Origin of the sequence: Vibrio sp. MOR3 (assembly GCF_001557775.1) — a bacterium.
Classification (GTDB): domain Bacteria; phylum Pseudomonadota; class Gammaproteobacteria; order Enterobacterales; family Vibrionaceae; genus Vibrio; species Vibrio jasicida.
In genome coordinates this window covers 192365-210165 of sequence record NZ_LNRD01000002.1, presented here as the reverse complement: position 1 = coordinate 210165, position 17801 = coordinate 192365, and the positions used below count along the sequence as shown (strand labels likewise).

Below are 17801 nucleotides of genomic sequence, written 5' to 3'. Positions count from 1 at the left end.
ATTGAATCGATTGAAGTCGCAATCATATCAAACCGAACTTTAATCCCCAAGCGATCCCATTCTAACTGGTTAGAATTCTGTCTCTTGGGGAGTGAGTTTTAGCGGAAGAGGTAAGGGAAGAGCTTCTTACGTTCTTCTTCTGAAAGCGCTGAGACACGTGCGATATTAGTATCTGGAATAGACTCTGGATCAGGGTAGTGCTTAAGTACCTTTTCCATGCTCTCCTCACGGATCAAATGAAACACTGGGTATGGAGAGCGATTCGTCAGGTTTTCATCATCTTCTGGTTCTGCACCGCCAAAGCAGTAATCAGGATGGAAGGTGGCAACTTGGAAAATGCCTTCCCAATCTTGCTGTTTGATCAAGCCTTCAACCCAATCAATGAAGAAGTTGTAATCCCAGAAATCTTGCAGCATGTTTGGAACCACAACCAAGGTTGTCTCCAGTTTTTCTGGCTCGGTACTACTGAGTTCGATCAGTTGCAGCAAAATGTCTTCAAGTAGAGCTTCTTCTTGCGAGGCTTCACTAACGAAGATTTTGATTTGTTTATTGCGCTGTGGCTTAGCGGCGAACGGGCAGAGATTTAACCCGATCACGACATCGTTGAGCCATTGATCGACTTGCTCTGTGATCGCATTGATATCGGTGTTTGGTGATTCTTGTGTTGAGCGCGTTGGCATACGACTTTCTTGCTTTTATGAATGTGGCGCAAGCATAGCAGACCGGCGCCACAACATAAAACCAATAAGGTTTAACGCTTCATTAAGCTGCTATGTCTGCGTTATCGCCAGCGTCGATTCGCTCTGTGATGTGTTTTAAGAATGCGATAGCAGCGAACATGGCAATGTACAGTGCACTGCCACCGATGAGTACACTCGACCAACCGCCGTTTTGCCAGCAATAGAGCAATAGGAATCCACCTAAACTGCCGCCAATGTAGTAATGCACGAGATACAATGCGGTCGCCGTCGCTTTTGCTTGTGTCGCGTTTTGTCCAACCCATCCGTATGCGAGTGTGTGAGTGAAGAACGCACCAAAACTGATCAACAATAACCCTGTGAGCATCGCAGGTATGCTTTCAATCACTGCGATCCACATGCCAGCCATGCTGACGATAGAGCCCAAAAACATGCCAAGTATCGGCGAAAAGCGTTTACTCCAATGACCGGCGCAGCGGGAAGAGAACGTACCACCCAAATAGCAAACAAAGATGAGAGAAGCTAACCCGATAGGCACATTATGTGGCGCACTGACCAAGCGGAAACCCATTACCGAATAAAGATTAACGAACAACGCAAAGTTCAAACCACCAATCAGCATGGCGAACCACACACGTTGATTTTTGAAGTGTCCGACAATAGCTCGATTGTGATGCCTTAAACTGCTCGAAGAAGGGGTGAAGTTTTTCTGTTTTGGCAGCAAGTAATACACACTGACCACGCCGATAAGGGTGAATAGCATCATAACTTCGATAGCGACATCGATGTTGAAGTTGTCTGCCAACAAACCTCCGCTGATACGCCCTGCGATCCCTCCCAATGAATTGGCTGCGATATAAGTACCGATCGCCATTGAAAATGCGTGTTTATCTAGCTCTTCTGCCATATAAGCAACGGCAACAGCAGCAAACGCGGCAAGCGCAACACCGATCAAAGCGCGACAAGCCACTAAGAACAAAAACGAATCGCCAAGCAGCATTAATGCAGAAACTGCAGGGATCGAAAACAGACCAAACATCATTACGGGTTTGCGCCCAATCGATTCAGAAAGCACAGCCATCGGAACCAAGCTAAAGGAGAGAGCTAGTGTGGTGGCGGCGAATAGCCAGTTAACCTGCGTTTCCGAGATCTGAAAGTGCACCGCAAAGCTTGGCAGCATCGGCTGAAGGAGATAAAGGTTTGAGAAAACCAAAAAAGAGCCGAGCGCCAGAGATAGCGTAATGCGTTTGTATTCCGGAGTGCCGAAACTGACCATGAGTCCTGCCTAATGCGAGCGAGCAAATATAAAGAAACTGTGATCAATCTATCAGTTAGTTCTGGATTGAAAAAATATATTAAAAATATGGTTGGTATATATTTTTGATCTAATGGAATCGAAACAACTCAAACACTTTTTGGCGGTCGCGGAACACGGCAACATTACTCATGCAGCTAAGGCTTTGCACATTGCTCAGCCAGCGTTAAGTATTTCAATTAAGAAGTTCGAACAGTCTCTTGGTGTGACGCTGTTTCGTCGAGAAGAAAAAAAAATCAGCTTAACCAAAGAAGGGGAAACCTTGTTGGTTCATGCTAAGCGAGTGATTCAACAGTTACACGATGCGCAGCTTGCGATTGATGAACTCAAAGGTTTAGCCAAAGGAGAAGTGCGACTTGGTACGCCTTCAATGATGGGCAGCTATTTTTTCCCTCGAATTGTCATGGCGTTTAAGAGCCAGTATCCAGATTTAAAGCTGACGCTGGTGGAGGCGGGCACTCAATCTATTCGTCGAATGTTACTTAATGGACAGCTCGATATTGGCGTGATCAGTTGTGACGATGTACCAGAAGACTTAGAAACTGACCATTTGTTTACTAGCCAAATGGTTGCTGTCGTGGCTCCGGAACATGATTTAGCTCAGCGTAATGCCATCACATTTGATCAGTTTTTCGAGCATGACTTAGTGATGTTCCAACATGGCTACTTCCACCGAGAATTCTTAGACCACGTGAGTGAAAAGCATGGCTTTACGATGAAGTCCTCATTCGAAACTAACTTGTTGCCGCTCATTCTGAGTATCGTTAAACAAGAATTTGCTATTACCGCTCTCCTAGAGTTGGTGACACAACATGAGCAGGGTGTGGTGGGTATTCCATTTGAACCGAGCGTTAAGCTCGACCTTGCAGTCGCTTGGCGAAAACAAGGCTATCTATCCATTGCCGACCGTACTTTCATTGACTTTGTGAAGCGGTATGTTTGATTCGTATCCAATTAAAACCAAACTGTTCAATGGAAAGCCTCCCTTTAATTGGGAGGCTTTTCTTTTTTATGCAGTTATCTCTTTCTCATTAAGTGGTATCAAAACCCCAAGAGCCACCATGGCAGCGCCACCGATTACGGTGAACAATACTCGCTGCGAAAAGATCAATTCTGCCATTTCTGGATTAAAAGGACCTACCGATACAGTAAGAATAAGCAGCATGATACAAGCTGTGGCAACGGTGTAGTTGTGTTCGAGAGACACAAGGATGCCGTATAGCGAAGCGATGACCAAAACCCACATGGTTATTGTCATTGCCATGTCGGAGTTGAACGAGCCCAATAGCAATCCCACAGGCAAATAAACTAATGCGCCAAGCAAGGTTCCTTTCAAACGTTGCCAAGCTTTCGGTGCTAAATCTTTACTAAACGGGCTATGGATCATCATAAATAGGTAAGCACCTAAAACGGCTCCTGTGCCACCCCATATGCCTAACGACAACACAAAGCCAATCCCTAGCGCTTTGCGGCTGGAGTACTTGAGATCAACACGACCAATTTTATGTGTGGTGTTCATCGAGCCATTCTGGGCGTTGGTGTTTCTCCAAACCAGCGTACTAGCAATGATCGCTACAGTGATGCCAAGCACAACCGATACTGAACGTTGAAGCATGAGTTCTGTGGCTGGGATATCTACCGGCATCATCATTGATAACAACATAAACGTCAGCGGCAGAATGTACTTCGGTACTCCTTGGTGGTGTTTATCACGCTCTGTTATGACGAGTAAGAAAGCAAACAGCGCACTGGTAAAAGGTGCATAAGTGATAGGCACCATGGAAAGTGGTACCGCAATTAATGTCATGACCAAAGGATGAAGGCTACCTAATAGCGTGTCCTTTGTTGTGCTGAATTTAAGGTTATATAGGTAGTGGATTATACCCACTTCCACCGCCACAAAAGCTTCTCCGACATCATAAAAATACGCACTGATGATAAGCAGCACGATAGAAAGCAAAAACATGCGGTTACCTAATACAAAGTAAGGTTTTGGTGGGATGAATTTTTGAGTGAGTGAATCGATCATGGCGTATTTCCCATCCTTCAGTGAATAACAATATGGAAGGTATGAGATTACCAATTTGATGAAATATTCATTGCCAGTTTGCGACAATGCTGATGAAAGCTTGAGCATCATAAAGTGCCCAAGCTTAATGCGACTACGCGGCTTTTTTGTCACGAGATTCGAAGAAATAGGTCACAAATACCATGTAAGCAACGACCAACACTAACTGCCATATTCGAACGTAGAACTTATCGTCTAACGCCCCGCTGCTCATGGAGGTGCCCATTAACACCATAAAACCCGTAAATGCAGTGGCGTAGACTGGGGCTTTAGCGGGCTCTGTGTAAATCTTGGTCCCAAGTAACGTAATAACCACCAACATAATAAGCATGTAGATGTACATATTTGGCACCAGAGAAATGGTAACGAAGGCGGCGAAAGCGAGTAGTCCTCCTAACACATTGCTGATAACGAAAAACAGTGACGTTTTGCCCGCCTTGTCGCTGGTTGCCATCAGAGAAAGCAGCATAATAAACGCAACCGTGAGCAATATTTGTGACAGTTGGAAATAGAAATAAAAACAAACCAAGGGAAACGACATCATCCAAGCTCGAATCGCAGCATTCCAACGAACTTCTTTGCTTAAGGGGGAAGGAGGGAAGCCAGCAAATTCAGTCGCATCCTCTTCTGGGAAGTAAACATGCGACACCCCATAAAGCGCTACGGCGACGATACCAGAAAACGCAAAACCGATGCCCACGTCTAACGCGGCTTGCTTGTCTATAATGGTAACCGATGGAATCAAAATCAGGGCAATCATCAAGAAAGTGGCAAACATTACCCATTTTGGATCGGTAAATAGGTAATAGCTCCACAGCATCCCCAACGACAGTACAGCCAGAAAACCTATTTTGTACTCTGGCAAGCCGCTCGATACCAAAAAGCCAATGACCGCGGTGGAGATCAACGCATAGCCAAGTTGTTTGACATGCAGGATATGAAACTGCGGTTTATCGACGATGAATTTTGCCGTCAAAAGAGGCGTACAAAATGCCAAAGGCCAGTTAAACCATAACGCGATAAAAGTAGCCAAACCTACAGTGACAACATAGCGCAGTATTCGACGTTCTTGTGCTTGGGTCAGACTATCTAACATAAGAGAACACGCTCACTAGATTGATCCAAATCTTGCCAAGAAAGTTAAATAGAGCGTTGCTCTCTGTGTAGATCACCACATCTGCTTGTCCACCGATGCGCATTAAGTCAGCCGCATATTTATCATCGAGCTTAATGGTCACGGGCATACGCTGTGTATCGCGTAGCCAACCATTTTGATTTTTTACGGTGGCTAAGGTGCCTAGCTGATTATTCGCGCCCCATGCAACCCCTAAATCTACTGAAGATACTGTGCCATAGAAGGTTTGTCCGGGAGCATAATCGAGCGCAATTTCAACTTTATCTCCGGCATTAATATTGCCCATGCTGTTTTCGCGGAAGAAGGCTTCAAGCCATAAACCGTCGCTTTCAACAAACGTCATCAAGGGAGAACCTGCCGTGGCATAAGCGCCTTGCGACAAATTAAAATTGGTCACAGCGCCATCAGAAGGTGCTCGCATTGTCGTGCGTGATAAGTTCAGTTGCGCTTGTTGCAGTTCCAGTAAGGCCGATTGGATCTGAGCGTTTTCTTCACCTGCCGCTCCCACCTGAGCTTTTGCTTTTTCTAGGTTCGCTTTGGCGTTAACGACATCGGTATTCGCTTTATCAATGGCTGCGCGAGTAGTGTCTGCATCTGATTTTGAAACCACGCCTTTTTCTGCCATGGCTAAAACTCGTTGACCTTGGCGTTTAGCATTTTCTTGTGCCACGAGCGCGGTGGTCAATTGAGCTTGTGCCGACATCACACCTGCCATTTGCGAGCCAACATTCTGTCCTGCGATTTTGAGCTTTGCTTCTGCTTGCTTGACCGCAATCTGGTGATCGGTGGTATTAATTTGCAGTAGCACATCGCCTTTTTTGACTTCGGTATTTGGCTTAATGCTGACGCTGTCTACTTGGCCAGAAACTTGTGGGAACAATGAGACGACATTGCCTTCCACACGGACATTGTCGGTCGTCGGAATGATGCGATCTGCCACAATCGCTGTACCAATGGACACCATAGTGAGTGCCAATAATGCATTGGTTGTGCGCTTGACCTTATTAACAGGTTGCGGCGTCTGGCTTACTTGGTTTTCTGCTGCTGTCTCTGACATATTCACACTCACTGATTGTAGAAGAGAACGGTCAGAGTTTATGAACGATGCAAGATAAGGCGCGAATTAAACTGAGACCGGTTGGCTTGAGTGTAAAAATACAGTGTGTGAGTAACTAAAAATTGCCATTACACGACACTTGCTAATTTGAATAGTCGTCGGATTGAGCAGCAAAGCGTAGATGCTCAGGCAAGATAAGTGCGGGGCAGATACAAAAAGAGCCTCTCTTTGCAGAAGCTCTTCAGTGTAGACTAAGTAGCCGAGCAATTGGATTGGCTCGCCTCTTAGTTGCTGTACATTTTTTCAAAGTTCTTTGGGTTCCAGCCAATCATGACTTGATCGCCAATCTTCAGTACAGGTACAGAGCGAGCACCCAGAGCATCGAGCTCTTTGCGACCGCGCTGCATCTTTGCGTTGCACAAGCGGTAGTTAATATTTTTCGAATCAAGATAACGTTGAGCATCTTTGCAATGCGGGCATTTGTCTTTGACGTAAAGAACGACACGTTTCATTCAATTTCTCTCCATTATCGTCGGGAGGCGAAGTTTAGCGAGGTTTCAAGGTAAAGAAAAGCTTGGTGAACGACTAAGTAAAGTAGGATTAACGGGAGGAAGAGCTTAGACATCAGAGAGATTGAGGATAAAAAAATCCCCTCCGCAGGGAGGGGGAATAATAAAGCATTATGTAGTTCAAGACTAAAGACGAGCACCATGAAAGTGCTACGAGAGAGATAGTATGTAAGTTTATAGGCATGTTATATAGCACTTCATATTAATTTGTATAAAGAATGCATACTATGCTTAATAATGTCATAAATGAAAAATGCTATTTTATTTTATCCTTGATGAAAATGAGATTAAATAGTTTATAATTCACTAGTTTAGAACTTTTATTAGCATAAGTGTAAAACATAAAACAAGAAAGCTATTCTAGCTAAAATATTCATTGTGAAATTATCAATCAACTAAAGGATATGATGTTTAATGAATTAAAATTAGTGATCAGACCATGCCGAAAGATAAGATAACACGTGCGGAGCAGTTTATTATTAAAGCAAAAGAGAAACATGGAGATTTATACGATTACTCGAAAGTCGATTACCTCAACCAAAACACCTATGTGCAGATCATTTGTCTTGTGCATGGCTCTTTCTACACATCCCCTAAAAACTTCCTAGCTGCAAACAAAAAAGTAGGGTGTCCCGTTTGCAACCGTCAAAGCCGACTGATCGCATTGAATAAAAAACAGGTTTCTAAAGCCGCGTCAACAAAAGGATGTAACACCAACAACTTCAATGTGTGCGGGAGTGCCAGCAAGCATAAACACTTACTGTGTGAAGTGTTTCGATAACACGTTATTCTAAAATAATTACCAATCCACCCAGTAGGTCGAACGACCTTTCTCTCTCTTCTATCTATCTCTACTGAACTTCAAAACATCATCCTATTGTGTATTGGGTGATGCCCAACGCTCTCTGATTTTAACCACTTAGGCGTCACCCTCTTACTCATCAGAATCTTGTAAACTCGCAAAATTTATGTCCTTTTTGATGCTAAATAAAAAGAAAGTTCTTCTTATTGTCTTTTCAATCAATTTTATTTTTCTTGTAGAGCATGACGTTGTCGTATATATGGGAGGAATATAGAAAATAAGTAATAAGCACTTTGCCATAGGCAGTTATTTATATTGATTGTTTGAAATGCTCAATAAATTACTTCGAGTGATTTGCAAAATACACACGTCTGGTCACGGCGGAGTGAGGAAACATATCCAACTGATTCAGATTAACTTACTTACATTGTGTATTTATATTTCCTAAGGAAGACAAAAATGAACAACTTCAAAAAAGCAGCACTAACTTCTCTAGTTTTGGCAGGTATGGCTATGGGTAGTGCACAAGCGGCAGATCCAACTGCAGTGGTTGTATGGACAGGTAAAGTTCCTGCAATTAACGCAGGTGACACACTACTTATTACTGGTCTTGGTGGTGATTTGAGCCCTGTAACAGGTACTCTTGCTCCAAATGTTGACGGTACATTCGTATCTCCAGCTCTTCTACTTGAATCACACACTAACGATGGTACTGCAGAAGCGCCTGTAGTTGGTGCTCTAAAAGCTGCGACTTGGACTCTAAAAGCAGCTGAAATCGCATACGCGGGCTCTCCACAACTTGACCAAGTTGCTGAAGTTAAGATTAACGGTGAAGTCGTTGCTTTAAACGCGGCACTAACTGGTACTACTGACTCAATTGGCGTAACTATCTCTCAAACCGCAGTACTTGCAGCAGACGTTAGTGGTCAAGATGTTCAAGCGTCAGTAACGCTACTTGCATCGGCAATCTAATAAGCCTTTTCTATAAGGTTTTATAGTTAGGGCTTGCGTCAGGCAAGCCCTATTAATTTAAGCTAGTGAATCGATATGAAAAAAACAACAGTAATGTTACTTGGATTTATGTTCATTAGCATGAATGTGAGTGCTTTAGAAAAAACACTAAGAGTAACAACAAACATAGATATTAGTAACCTTTATACCGATGCGATTACCAAGGTCGAATTCGAGCCTGCGTCATTACAACTTGATATTCAAGACGATAGATCAGGGTTCAAGAACGAAGTTACAACGATGAAAGTATCAACCGATATACCAATGAATACTTCGAGCGTCGGGTATACCTCTGAACTATTAAGAAATACAACAAGTTGTACTGATTATTTTGGCGAGGTGAATCCCCAAGAGAATTTTACCTCTGTCTATTTTGATGGCGATTTGATTGCGATAGGTGAGAAGGCTTTGTTGAAAGACTTTAAGACTGATGATGGTACTTATAAATATAGCGAACACAGTATCGAATTAAAATTTATCCCTTTTTCTGAAGCCATATCAACAGGTCCTTTGAAAGAATGCAGTGGTGAAGTCGAGTTTAGAGTTGGAGTAGATATATGAACAACAAATTTAAGTATGCAAGCATTTCTTTCGCTATAGCATGCCAACTTTACTCAAATAATATTTTTGCTACAGGTGTTCCTGATGGCTTTGAAGATCATTTCAAGTTACAAGAGACGTTTGTTAAATTCCGAAATCTCGATGGCTCTTTTTCTGAGTCTGTACCTGTGTTGAGCTCATTTCAAACATTAAAAATTGATGAAAATAATCAAGACTCTTTAGATAAGATCGAAAAGTACCTCAACGATAACAATATTAAAGCCGATTATCACCAGCAAATCATCTCAGTCTTAATTCAAGGAATAGAAGATAAGTCACAGTGCATTGGCAAAATTGAAAACTGTGAGATTTTCCCGGAAACCTTCGAAATTGTTCAAAACTATAACGACCAAGAAGTGTATTTGTTTGTTTCTCCGAGCATTCTCGAACTCTATAATTCAAACAAAAACCGCAGATATCATGAGCCAAAAAGTAATAGCAATGGTCTGATCAATTCTTTCGATTTGTATGTTAGTACCTATCATGAAAGGGATTCAGTTGTATCACTCAATGATGAAGTGACACTTGGTCTCCCTTATGGTTATTTAAGAAGTGATTTCAATTTAACCAATAGTGAAAATGGCTCAGAGCTGTACGAAGTGGCATATCATTTGGACGTGGATGCCTACGCTTTCAAAGCAGGACATTTTGAGTATGACCCGACTGTAAACTCCACAGATTACTTAAACAATACTGCTCGTTTGTCACAAAACTCGATGACTTTTTCCACTTCAGAAAAGCTTTTAGTAGGCGGCAAAAACAGCAATAAAGTATTGAGTTTCTATGTTCCTTCGAGTGGCCTTGTCCAAGTCTTTCGTGGTGAGCGAATTATCTATCAAGCGAATGTGCCAGAAGGCCAAAACTCAATCTCTTACAGTGAATTACCATCTGGACGGTATGAAGCAAGAGTTGAAGTTTCTAATAATGGACAAGTGGTAAACACACAAACATTTCAAGTCTACAACAGTACAAATGACACGCTTAGTGAAGGAAGTGTGGATTACGCCCTTAGCGCAGGTTTGTTCGCGGAAAGCTACTACGACTATGAAGAGAGTGGTGTCACAGACGTTAAAGACGATGCCTATGGTCGAGGGCTTATCAACTACCAGGTATTGCCATCACTCCAATTAGGAGCAGGGGCACTGGTTACGGATACTGGAAACATGTATAGCCTAGGGGCTAACTACTACCTGCTCAACACCGGCATGGTATTGGAAGGTGTTCACAGTCAGTTTGATGACGCAGCGCACAGTAACGTCAACCTCGGTTTGCCTTGGTTTAATGTGTCATACGAATCATTAGATAACGACAAAGGTGACCCAGTTGCCTCACATATGTATGGGTATATTGATTACTCTCGGTGGTCGGTCAACTCGAGTTATAACTTTGGGCAAGGCCGCTCCATTTACGCGATCTATACCCGCAGTGATGAGACATTACTCAATAATCAGCTCGGTGGCGGAAGTCTTGAGCGAGAAACCAACCTTGTTTCTGTTGGTTACAGTGCACCGGCAATTTTAGATTCTCGTTTGAACCTAAACTTTGACTACTCCGACGTCGATGAGAGCAAGAACATTAGCGTACTGTGGACTATTCCTCTCTCAGATTCAATGGACGCTATCGCGAGTATTTCGTCTGATACTGACACGCTAAACCAATTACGAACGTCAGTAAGAAAAAGCAACTTATTAGACTCTGATTCAGTGAATACGGCTTTAGAGGTTGGCAACACTTATAACCGTGACCTCGAAGATATGTATCAAGACGCTACGTTGAGTGCTGATGGCTACAATGATTATGCACGAATGAACGCATTGGCTTATGTCTCTTCGCAAGACAGCACTCGCGGTATTAACGCTGGCTTATCGAGTACACAGATTGTCACGACGGAAGGCGTTCATATAACCAAAGATCGTTCGGAAGCTTATACCTTGGTCAATATCCAAGATATTCGCAACACCGAAAATGATGAAGAGATCATAGAAAAAGGTTATCTAACGCTCGCTCGAGATGGCAAAACCAACAGTAAGTTTATCGTATATGACGATGACCAAATTGTTCCTTTGCGAAGTTACCATGAATACGATGCTAACTTTGATTCCCAAAGTGTCAATTTGTACAACTCAGGTGAAAGTAAGAAAAAAGTCTACACCCACCCTGGTACGGTTTCTTACCTATCTCCTAAGATCAGCCGCGTCGTTTCATTTGTAAGTGCGTTCAACAACATTTCTGATGAACCTATTACTGACGTCCAATGTGGGGGCATAGGATGTTTGGAAGTCAATGAAATGGCCGATGGTGTTTATCGAGTAACGGTTCTGGAAGGATTAGATTTTGAACTGACCTCAGATCAAAACGAATGCTTGTTACCTTATGAGTTTACATCAACGACTCAATTGAACTTTGGACAGAATTACTGCTTGCCAATTGCAGACGGCAATGAAGTTCAACAGATTGAGATTGATGAAGAGTTGTTTAGTGCCATTTTCCTAGGTTCCTATGAGGAGTCTGAACAATTAAAAAATTCAGTTAACAAGCTTAAGTCATTGGGATATCGAGTTATTCAAAAAGACATTGGTTCATTGAAGGCCGTTTATATTGCCTATAAAGCGTCGAATATGGCCGATATGTTAGCAAGTCATGAAAAAGAAATTGAAACGATCAAACTATTAGCAAAGCGTTTGTATAAGACTAATTCAATCAGTTACCCAGTTGCGAAAGTAAATTAAGGCATGTCATGAAATTAAAGAATATTACCTTACCATTGTTGAGTTTGGCTTTTACTGTTTTTTCTACTCCATCACAAGCATTCAAGGTGGATAAAATGGTGATTGTTGGCGACGAAAGGGGTAATGGAATAATTACCCTTAGTAACGACCAAGATGTACCACTATTTATTAATACAGAAATCGATGAAATAAATATTAATAATGGGGTGGATATTGATAAGATCAATTACTCGAGAGACAACTTAGAAGATTGGAAGATCTCGTTAACTTATCAAAAGTTGGTGCTTAAACCTGGTGAAACGAAAGACATCGGTATTCGAAGCCTTTGTCACAATACAACTTGTGATAACTCAAAGGACTTAATGTTTATGTTGTCGTTCATTCCAAGTAAATATCAAGAAGGTGAAAGGAAAACTTCTGGTGTTGATATCAACTATGGTTTCGCACCCGTTTATATCATTCCGACGACTGCTCCTCAGTTGAATTATGAAATCTTAAATAAAGGGGAAATGTTAGAAGTTAAGAACGACAGCAATACGATGATCAATATCTTTATAGATAGTTGTGACTCTCGAGTGACTGCACAGTGTCGACAAAAGCTCATCGTTTTAGCTGGTCGCGAGAAAACCTTTAACTTGTTGGATACCATTCAGCGCGATGCGTTAAATATCATAGTCAACTCTCACGATGGTAGCTATTCCAAAGCTGAAATCATTAGACGGAGTAATTAAAAATGCACAAGGTGTTTCATCATTTCATAGCAACGAGTGCGTTGTTACTGTCTAGTTATTCTCATGGCGCTTTTTACGTCAATGCTGAAGTGAAATCGGATGGTATAAAATGGGACAACGTCACTTATGGAAAAGGCGATAACAAGGTGCCAAGTAAGTGGGGAGTACCACCCGCTTTGCGCTCTGTGCTTTCTTGGTCTGCCGGATCTTTCCCCGTTGTCCCGCAAAGTTCGATTACCTTGAGAGGGGGGCTGAATGTAGAAACCACAGATAGCATTCCTATCACGATTACAGGTATTCAGTACAACACGACTGGTATTAACTTAACTGAGAGTACGAATACGATTGGCGGCGGGTGTACGCGAGATGAAGTAGCATTGCCACTCATTACGCTAGAGAGCACAGGTGCTGGATGCATTTCCTCGACGAAACTGTCTCCTGCGACACCTACATCGCCATTTCTCTTGTTTCGTCCGATGTTTCAAATCGATGATATGGCGATCGTAAACGCCTTATATGGCAAGTCTGAAGGCAGTTACTCAGCATCAGCACCAATCATGATTCGCTATTACTACGAAAACACCAGTGGCATTTCGACATTCCGAAACATAAACGATGTGATCATTTTTAACTTCGATTACGACCCTGTAGAAATTACAGGTCTGGAAGTCAGAAGTGGGGACGGCATCATGACGCCAAACTACAACAGTACGGATCGTCGTGTGACTTCTGAAACTAATTACCGACTTGAGGCAATGGGCTTTTTCCATGATGGCATTGTGTTAACCATGCCGTCGCAAGATTACGAGATGGTGAACAGTACTTCTCCCGACGTCACCATTCCTTATAGCGTTGTGTGCAATGAATGCAGTGCGACCAAATTGGTTGATGATGGTGTTTTGCTTGAACAAGTCACGACGATTGGCGAGGGGAGCGGTATTCAAAAAAGCATTACTTTCAATCTGAAGTTCGATTATGACGTTGATGGTGAAACCTTAGTGTCCGGCGATTACGCCGATACAGTAACGATTATGGTAGAGCCGGGTATATAAGATGAAACAGTATTATTTATTAGCGTTAATGGCATCTGCGGCTTCCATATCTAACGCGCAATCCGTGGAGGTTGCCACGCCATATTATGTCAAAGGTGGACTAAACGCCTCTGTTTTAGATGACAGAAAAAAAGATGGTGAAGGGTTCGGTTTTGAAGCGATGGCAGGCTTCACCTATAAAAACGATATTTTTCTTGAGGCCGGATACCAAAATTTCGACTGGCGACGAGATGATGGTCTTGAACTTGATGCACTCTCGATTAAAGCGAGTTGGCTGATGCCAGTCAGTGATTTTGCTTCGATTTACGCAGGTCCTGGCTTTGCATTTATTGAAAGCGAAGTAAGCCCATCAGCACAGCTGGGAATTCAATATCAATTATCAACCAATTGGTATGCGGATGTGAGTTATCAAGGTATCTTCAATATTTATGAACTGGATGATGATCTTTATTCATTCAATTTTTCATTCTTATATCGTTTCTCTGAGGCACAGCCTGTGGTGGATGAGCCAGTTAGTCCGCCTGAAAAGCCTATCATAGAGGAGCCTATCGAAGTCGTTCCAGAACAAAAAGAGTGCCGTTTAGAAAGCTATCCTTACCAATTGGTTAAGGGAGATTACTTATTGAAAATCGCGCGTATTAATAACTTAACGCTGCGGGACATCGTGGAACTCAACCCTCAATTAAATGGGCGAAACTTGGATCTTGTTTATCCGGGAGAAGTCATTAACTACCCAAGAGCTGTTTGTGAATAAAGACAAAAGGCACTGTAACCACAGTGCTTTTTTTAACCCTATTTAACACCTCAGTCTTATTCTCAACGGCTAGCTAAACCTTGATAACAAAAGCATTGCGCTCGAAGCAAACTCTATTGGCACTTGAATAGGCAACGATGAAAAAGTGCCCTATGTCTCTACGGTTGAAATATTTACCATAGCAAAATTCAATAAATGATAGGAAAGATGTCTATGCACCATAACCTTTACAAAAGGAAGTTCCCATACGCCGTGGTAGCGATGGCTATTGCCCTTGCCGGCTGTAATGGCGAAGGTGACAATGCAAAAGATACTGGTTCACCAGAAAGTACCGTACCAGCGACAATCGTTGCTCAAAACGCGACTTTTATTACTCAGCATGATGCGAACTACGAAGTGGATCTGTCAGATAAAGTCTCGGTAAGCGACGGCAAGAGCTTTAGACTTGTTGAGGTAACTTCACTAACGCAAGATGCAGAATGTTACCCACTTGAGCAAACTGAACAAGCGTTTACTATTGCGGCAGATACTTCGAAATCTTGTACATATGAATATAAAGTAGAAGTTGTTGATGCCCCTAGTATTGCTCAGGCAAGCATGAGCTCAGTTTCTGCTGCGAGTGCGGATTCGGCTCCGACTGATATCGCAATAACGCGTGTAGCAGTGACGAGTGCAGAAGCGACAGCAACCTCAGAAGTTGAATGGCCAGCGATCAGTGCTGTTACCTTTGTTGAAACAGAGGTAACGGTGGATATTAAAGACGAACTACTTTTTCAAGCGGCTATCAGCGTTCCTTCCGGTTTTAAGCTGAGTGAAGAAATTTCTTTACCTTATGCGTTTCCTGGGGCACCAATTACTGCGACAGTGAACTCGCTTAGAAACACCATTACTTACACGCCGTTCTTTGGCTTTGAGGGTATTGAACGTATCTTGTTCAGTTATATCAACGAATCAACAGGCGAGGTTTATCTCGGCACGTTAGATATCGCTGTTGCTTTTGATCCAAACTTGGGGCTTCAAGTTGAAAAGGGTGGCACTGTAGACAAAGTCAAAGTTGGAGAAAAGACGACGATTGATATCGCTCCTTTTGTGACCTCATTGGATGATGACCGATTCCAGTTGATACATGTTGATTCCTTTAATGCTGCCACTGCACCTCTAAACCCTGGCTTTTTAGGAAATACACAACTTACGTTTGAAACATCGGTCGTAGGTTATCACTATGTGTCTTTTGCAGTATCAGACAACAATGGTGCCTATGGATACGGTTTGGTCGAAGTTCCAGTGTATGATCCGAATAAAGCAGCTCAATGGAGTGGTATTCATAGTCAAGCGCAGTTCTTCACGGCACCACTTACGATTTCAGAAGCACTGATGGAACAGATTGAGTACAGCGGCTCCTTCGTTGATGACACGTTTACACCTGAGTTATCTCTAGCTCTGTTTAACTCAAGCAGTTCGCAAAGTTTTTGTACGAGTAATGCTTCTGGCCGCCTACCAACGTCTACAGAACTTAACGTCTTAAGTGCTGAAGATGTAGAAACATCGAATAACTGGCCTGTGTCACAACAGTACATTGCGAGTGATGCTAGTGTGTTCAAGACGGTAGATATGAAAACGGGCCTAGCGTCAGATTATGTCGATGGCAATTACTTTGTGACTTGTGTTCAGGATGAGCCGACACCTTTTTAATTTGGCTTAACTTAAGAACAGAAACTAAAAGAGGGCATCATAAAGATGCCTTTTTTGCATTTATGGGTTAGGTCAGAAATCATGGATTAGAGGTGGAATGGAGTACGAGTTTAAACAGCAATGTTGGACTCAATGCTGATTCCCCTCAAATGTCTAACTCTTGTTAGAAGGTGACTTTGATTTTGGTTTGACGGTAGTACATCGCAATGTTCAAGCTATAGCCATGGCGCTGGATCGTTGAGATTTCCCAGAAATCCCCGACGAGATGCAGTTTTTTGCGTAAAGACATGATGGTCATTGGTAAAGAATTGCTACCGACGTAGCTATCTGGCCAGCCGATTCGAAAAAGGTGTTCTTTGGAGAGATGTTTTCCGCAGTTTGAAGCAAGCTCTTTAAGCACTAAAAATTCACTGCGGGTCAAGGTTAGGCTAAATGGCTCCGTTTTCTTTTTATGACGTTTTTCTATTACGAGTGCGAGAGAACCAGCATGGAACTCGATATTGATCGGCATAGTAGTGACTAAAAGTTAAGAAATAACTCCAATCATCTATCTAAATACGGCCTCAGTTAAGGGCTGTTTTAATTTGCTGTACTCTGAAAGTGCTCATAAGCTTGTTCTAAAAGTAGGAAAGCGAATAACAGCCACTCAAGACGATCGAAGTGGCTGTTTTCAAATTCACATGTCAAACCTTACTATTTTTTGATCTTCATTTCTTTTTTCTGCTTTGGACTTAGTTTCAATTTTGAACTCCGATTTACACTTCTCATCGAGAGAATCAAAGTCGATCTGATTGCTGATTGGACGAGAAGAGCAGTCGAGACTAGGCACAACGCCAAACCACTTTACGGTCACATTTGCAGCTGAAGCATTGAAAGAAATAAAAGCCAAAACACTGAACACTGAAATAACAAAATAACGCATAGTAGGCACCTTTAGTTGTTAGGTTGGTTGGTATGCCTATTAGTATGCTACTGATTTCCGAATTTTGTAAAATAAAAAGTTATAAATGCCATAGTGAGAGTTTGGCCATATTTTAGCTATAAAGTACATCGTCAACAAAAACGAATGCATATTTCGATGTGGGTTGTTTATACCATTGTTTTTATTGGGTATTTATGGCTGATGTTTTATGTCATTTAAAGTCAGCTTTGTGTCAGGTCATTAGCATCTTAACTATGTGCTACATACAAATGCTATATGAAACATTGGTCAAATTAGGCACTGTACGCGCATTTGTACTTGTAAAGTAAGGTGAATTGCATTGATCAAATATCGAATAGATGAAGCGTTATTTCAGAAAAGCACGGGTGCGGAGTTTACATCGAATAAAGGAATTCATTTTAGAAGGCTGGCAGTTAGTGGATTAAAAGCACTCCACGCAGATGTAATAGAACAAAGCTACAGCAATAAGACTTTAGCTCACCGATTAAAAGGTATTGTGTCTGCTTGTGGGCTCAATGATGTGGCCTCTGTATGTCAAAAACTTGAATTGTATGATGGTGTACTTAATGAAAAGCGCACAAGAAAAATAATCTCTGATATGGCACTGAACTCGATTTGTTCTTTAAGTATTTAATGGAACAGCCC

The 17801-nt window shown here is 42.2% G+C and carries 18 protein-coding genes; 10 read left to right on the top strand and 8 right to left on the bottom strand.

Annotation, left to right across the window (positions count from 1 at the left end):
- Positions 1-98 precede the first annotated feature (98 nt).
- The gene (locus ATB76_RS05545; protein ID WP_042601689.1) at positions 99-680 is read right to left on the bottom strand and encodes a DUF1415 domain-containing protein; all 582 of its coding nucleotides are present in this window, start codon (positions 678-680) and stop codon (positions 99-101) included.
- A gap of 82 nt (positions 681-762) precedes the next feature.
- Positions 763-1974 carry an MFS transporter gene (locus ATB76_RS05540; protein ID WP_061034840.1) on the bottom strand — a complete coding sequence of 404 codons (1212 nt, stop codon included), beginning with the start codon at positions 1972-1974 and terminating at the stop codon, positions 763-765.
- A gap of 112 nt (positions 1975-2086) precedes the next feature.
- Here ATB76_RS05540 and ATB76_RS05535 point away from each other — a divergent pair, with 112 nt between their 5' ends.
- Positions 2087-2956 (top strand): LysR family transcriptional regulator, encoded by an 870-nt coding sequence (locus ATB76_RS05535; RefSeq protein WP_042601685.1) that lies wholly within the window; start codon positions 2087-2089, stop codon positions 2954-2956.
- Positions 2957-3022: 66 nt separating this feature from the next.
- On the opposite strand, the gene ATB76_RS05530 is transcribed toward ATB76_RS05535, so the two are convergent.
- The 4 genes from ATB76_RS05530 to ATB76_RS05515 form a co-directional block, all read right to left on the bottom strand.
- The gene (locus ATB76_RS05530; RefSeq protein WP_061034839.1) at positions 3023-4042 is read right to left on the bottom strand and encodes an FUSC family protein; all 1020 of its coding nucleotides are present in this window, start codon (positions 4040-4042) and stop codon (positions 3023-3025) included.
- Positions 4043-4175: 133 nt separating this feature from the next.
- On the bottom strand, positions 4176-5177 hold the full coding sequence (locus ATB76_RS05525) for a DUF2955 domain-containing protein (protein WP_042601681.1): 1002 nt from the start codon (positions 5175-5177) through the stop codon (positions 4176-4178).
- Positions 5167-6273 (bottom strand): HlyD family secretion protein, encoded by a 1107-nt coding sequence (locus ATB76_RS05520; RefSeq protein ID WP_061034838.1) that lies wholly within the window; start codon positions 6271-6273, stop codon positions 5167-5169. Before ATB76_RS05520 ends, ATB76_RS05525 begins: the two co-directional genes overlap by 11 nt.
- 284 nt (positions 6274-6557) lie before the next feature.
- Entirely contained in the window at positions 6558-6785 is a 228-nt protein-coding gene (locus ATB76_RS05515) for a glutaredoxin family protein (protein WP_038874778.1), read from the bottom strand.
- Between the two features lie 496 nt (positions 6786-7281).
- Here ATB76_RS05515 and ATB76_RS05510 point away from each other — a divergent pair, with 496 nt between their 5' ends.
- The 8 genes from ATB76_RS05510 to ATB76_RS05475 all read left to right on the top strand — a co-directional run bounded on the left by ATB76_RS05510 (position 7282) and on the right by ATB76_RS05475 (position 16213).
- Positions 7282-7623, top strand: a complete 342-nt coding sequence (locus ATB76_RS05510) for a hypothetical protein (protein WP_042601677.1) — start codon at positions 7282-7284, stop codon at positions 7621-7623.
- A gap of 480 nt (positions 7624-8103) precedes the next feature.
- Positions 8104-8616, top strand: coding sequence for a hypothetical protein (locus tag ATB76_RS05505; RefSeq protein ID WP_038873267.1), 513 nt, complete (start codon positions 8104-8106; stop codon positions 8614-8616).
- Positions 8617-8691: 75 nt separating this feature from the next.
- A complete protein-coding gene (locus tag ATB76_RS05500; RefSeq protein WP_038873264.1) occupies positions 8692-9216 on the top strand; it encodes a hypothetical protein in 525 nt (174 codons plus the stop codon).
- Positions 9213-11984: a TcfC E-set like domain-containing protein gene (locus ATB76_RS05495; protein ID WP_042601673.1), complete on the top strand. Its 2772-nt coding sequence runs from the start codon at positions 9213-9215 to the stop codon at positions 11982-11984. The genes ATB76_RS05500 and ATB76_RS05495 overlap by 4 nt, the downstream gene beginning before the upstream one ends.
- 8 nt (positions 11985-11992) lie before the next feature.
- Positions 11993-12715, top strand: a complete 723-nt coding sequence (locus ATB76_RS05490) for a hypothetical protein (RefSeq protein ID WP_042601671.1) — start codon at positions 11993-11995, stop codon at positions 12713-12715.
- 2 nt (positions 12716-12717) lie between these two features.
- Complete coding sequence (locus tag ATB76_RS05485; protein WP_038873258.1) at positions 12718-13767, top strand: hypothetical protein; 1050 nt, start codon at positions 12718-12720, stop codon at positions 13765-13767.
- Position 13768: 1 nt separating this feature from the next.
- Positions 13769-14521, top strand: coding sequence for an outer membrane beta-barrel protein (locus ATB76_RS05480; RefSeq protein ID WP_042601668.1), 753 nt, complete (start codon positions 13769-13771; stop codon positions 14519-14521).
- A 213-nt stretch (positions 14522-14734) separates the two neighbouring features.
- Positions 14735-16213, top strand: coding sequence for a hypothetical protein (locus ATB76_RS05475; RefSeq protein ID WP_042601666.1), 1479 nt, complete (start codon positions 14735-14737; stop codon positions 16211-16213).
- A 163-nt stretch (positions 16214-16376) separates the two neighbouring features.
- Here the strand turns inward: ATB76_RS05475 and ATB76_RS05470 are convergent, their stop codons facing one another.
- Entirely contained in the window at positions 16377-16724 is a 348-nt protein-coding gene (locus ATB76_RS05470; protein ID WP_080774333.1) for a helix-turn-helix domain-containing protein, read from the bottom strand.
- A gap of 165 nt (positions 16725-16889) precedes the next feature.
- Entirely contained in the window at positions 16890-17135 is a 246-nt protein-coding gene (locus tag ATB76_RS05465) for a hypothetical protein (RefSeq protein WP_042601664.1), read from the bottom strand.
- Positions 17136-17475: 340 nt separating this feature from the next.
- Between ATB76_RS05465 and ATB76_RS05460 the strand changes: the two genes are divergently transcribed.
- Positions 17476-17790 carry a hypothetical protein gene (locus ATB76_RS05460; RefSeq protein ID WP_050566740.1) on the top strand — a complete coding sequence of 105 codons (315 nt, stop codon included), beginning with the start codon at positions 17476-17478 and terminating at the stop codon, positions 17788-17790.
- Positions 17791-17801: the final 11 nt, after the last annotated feature.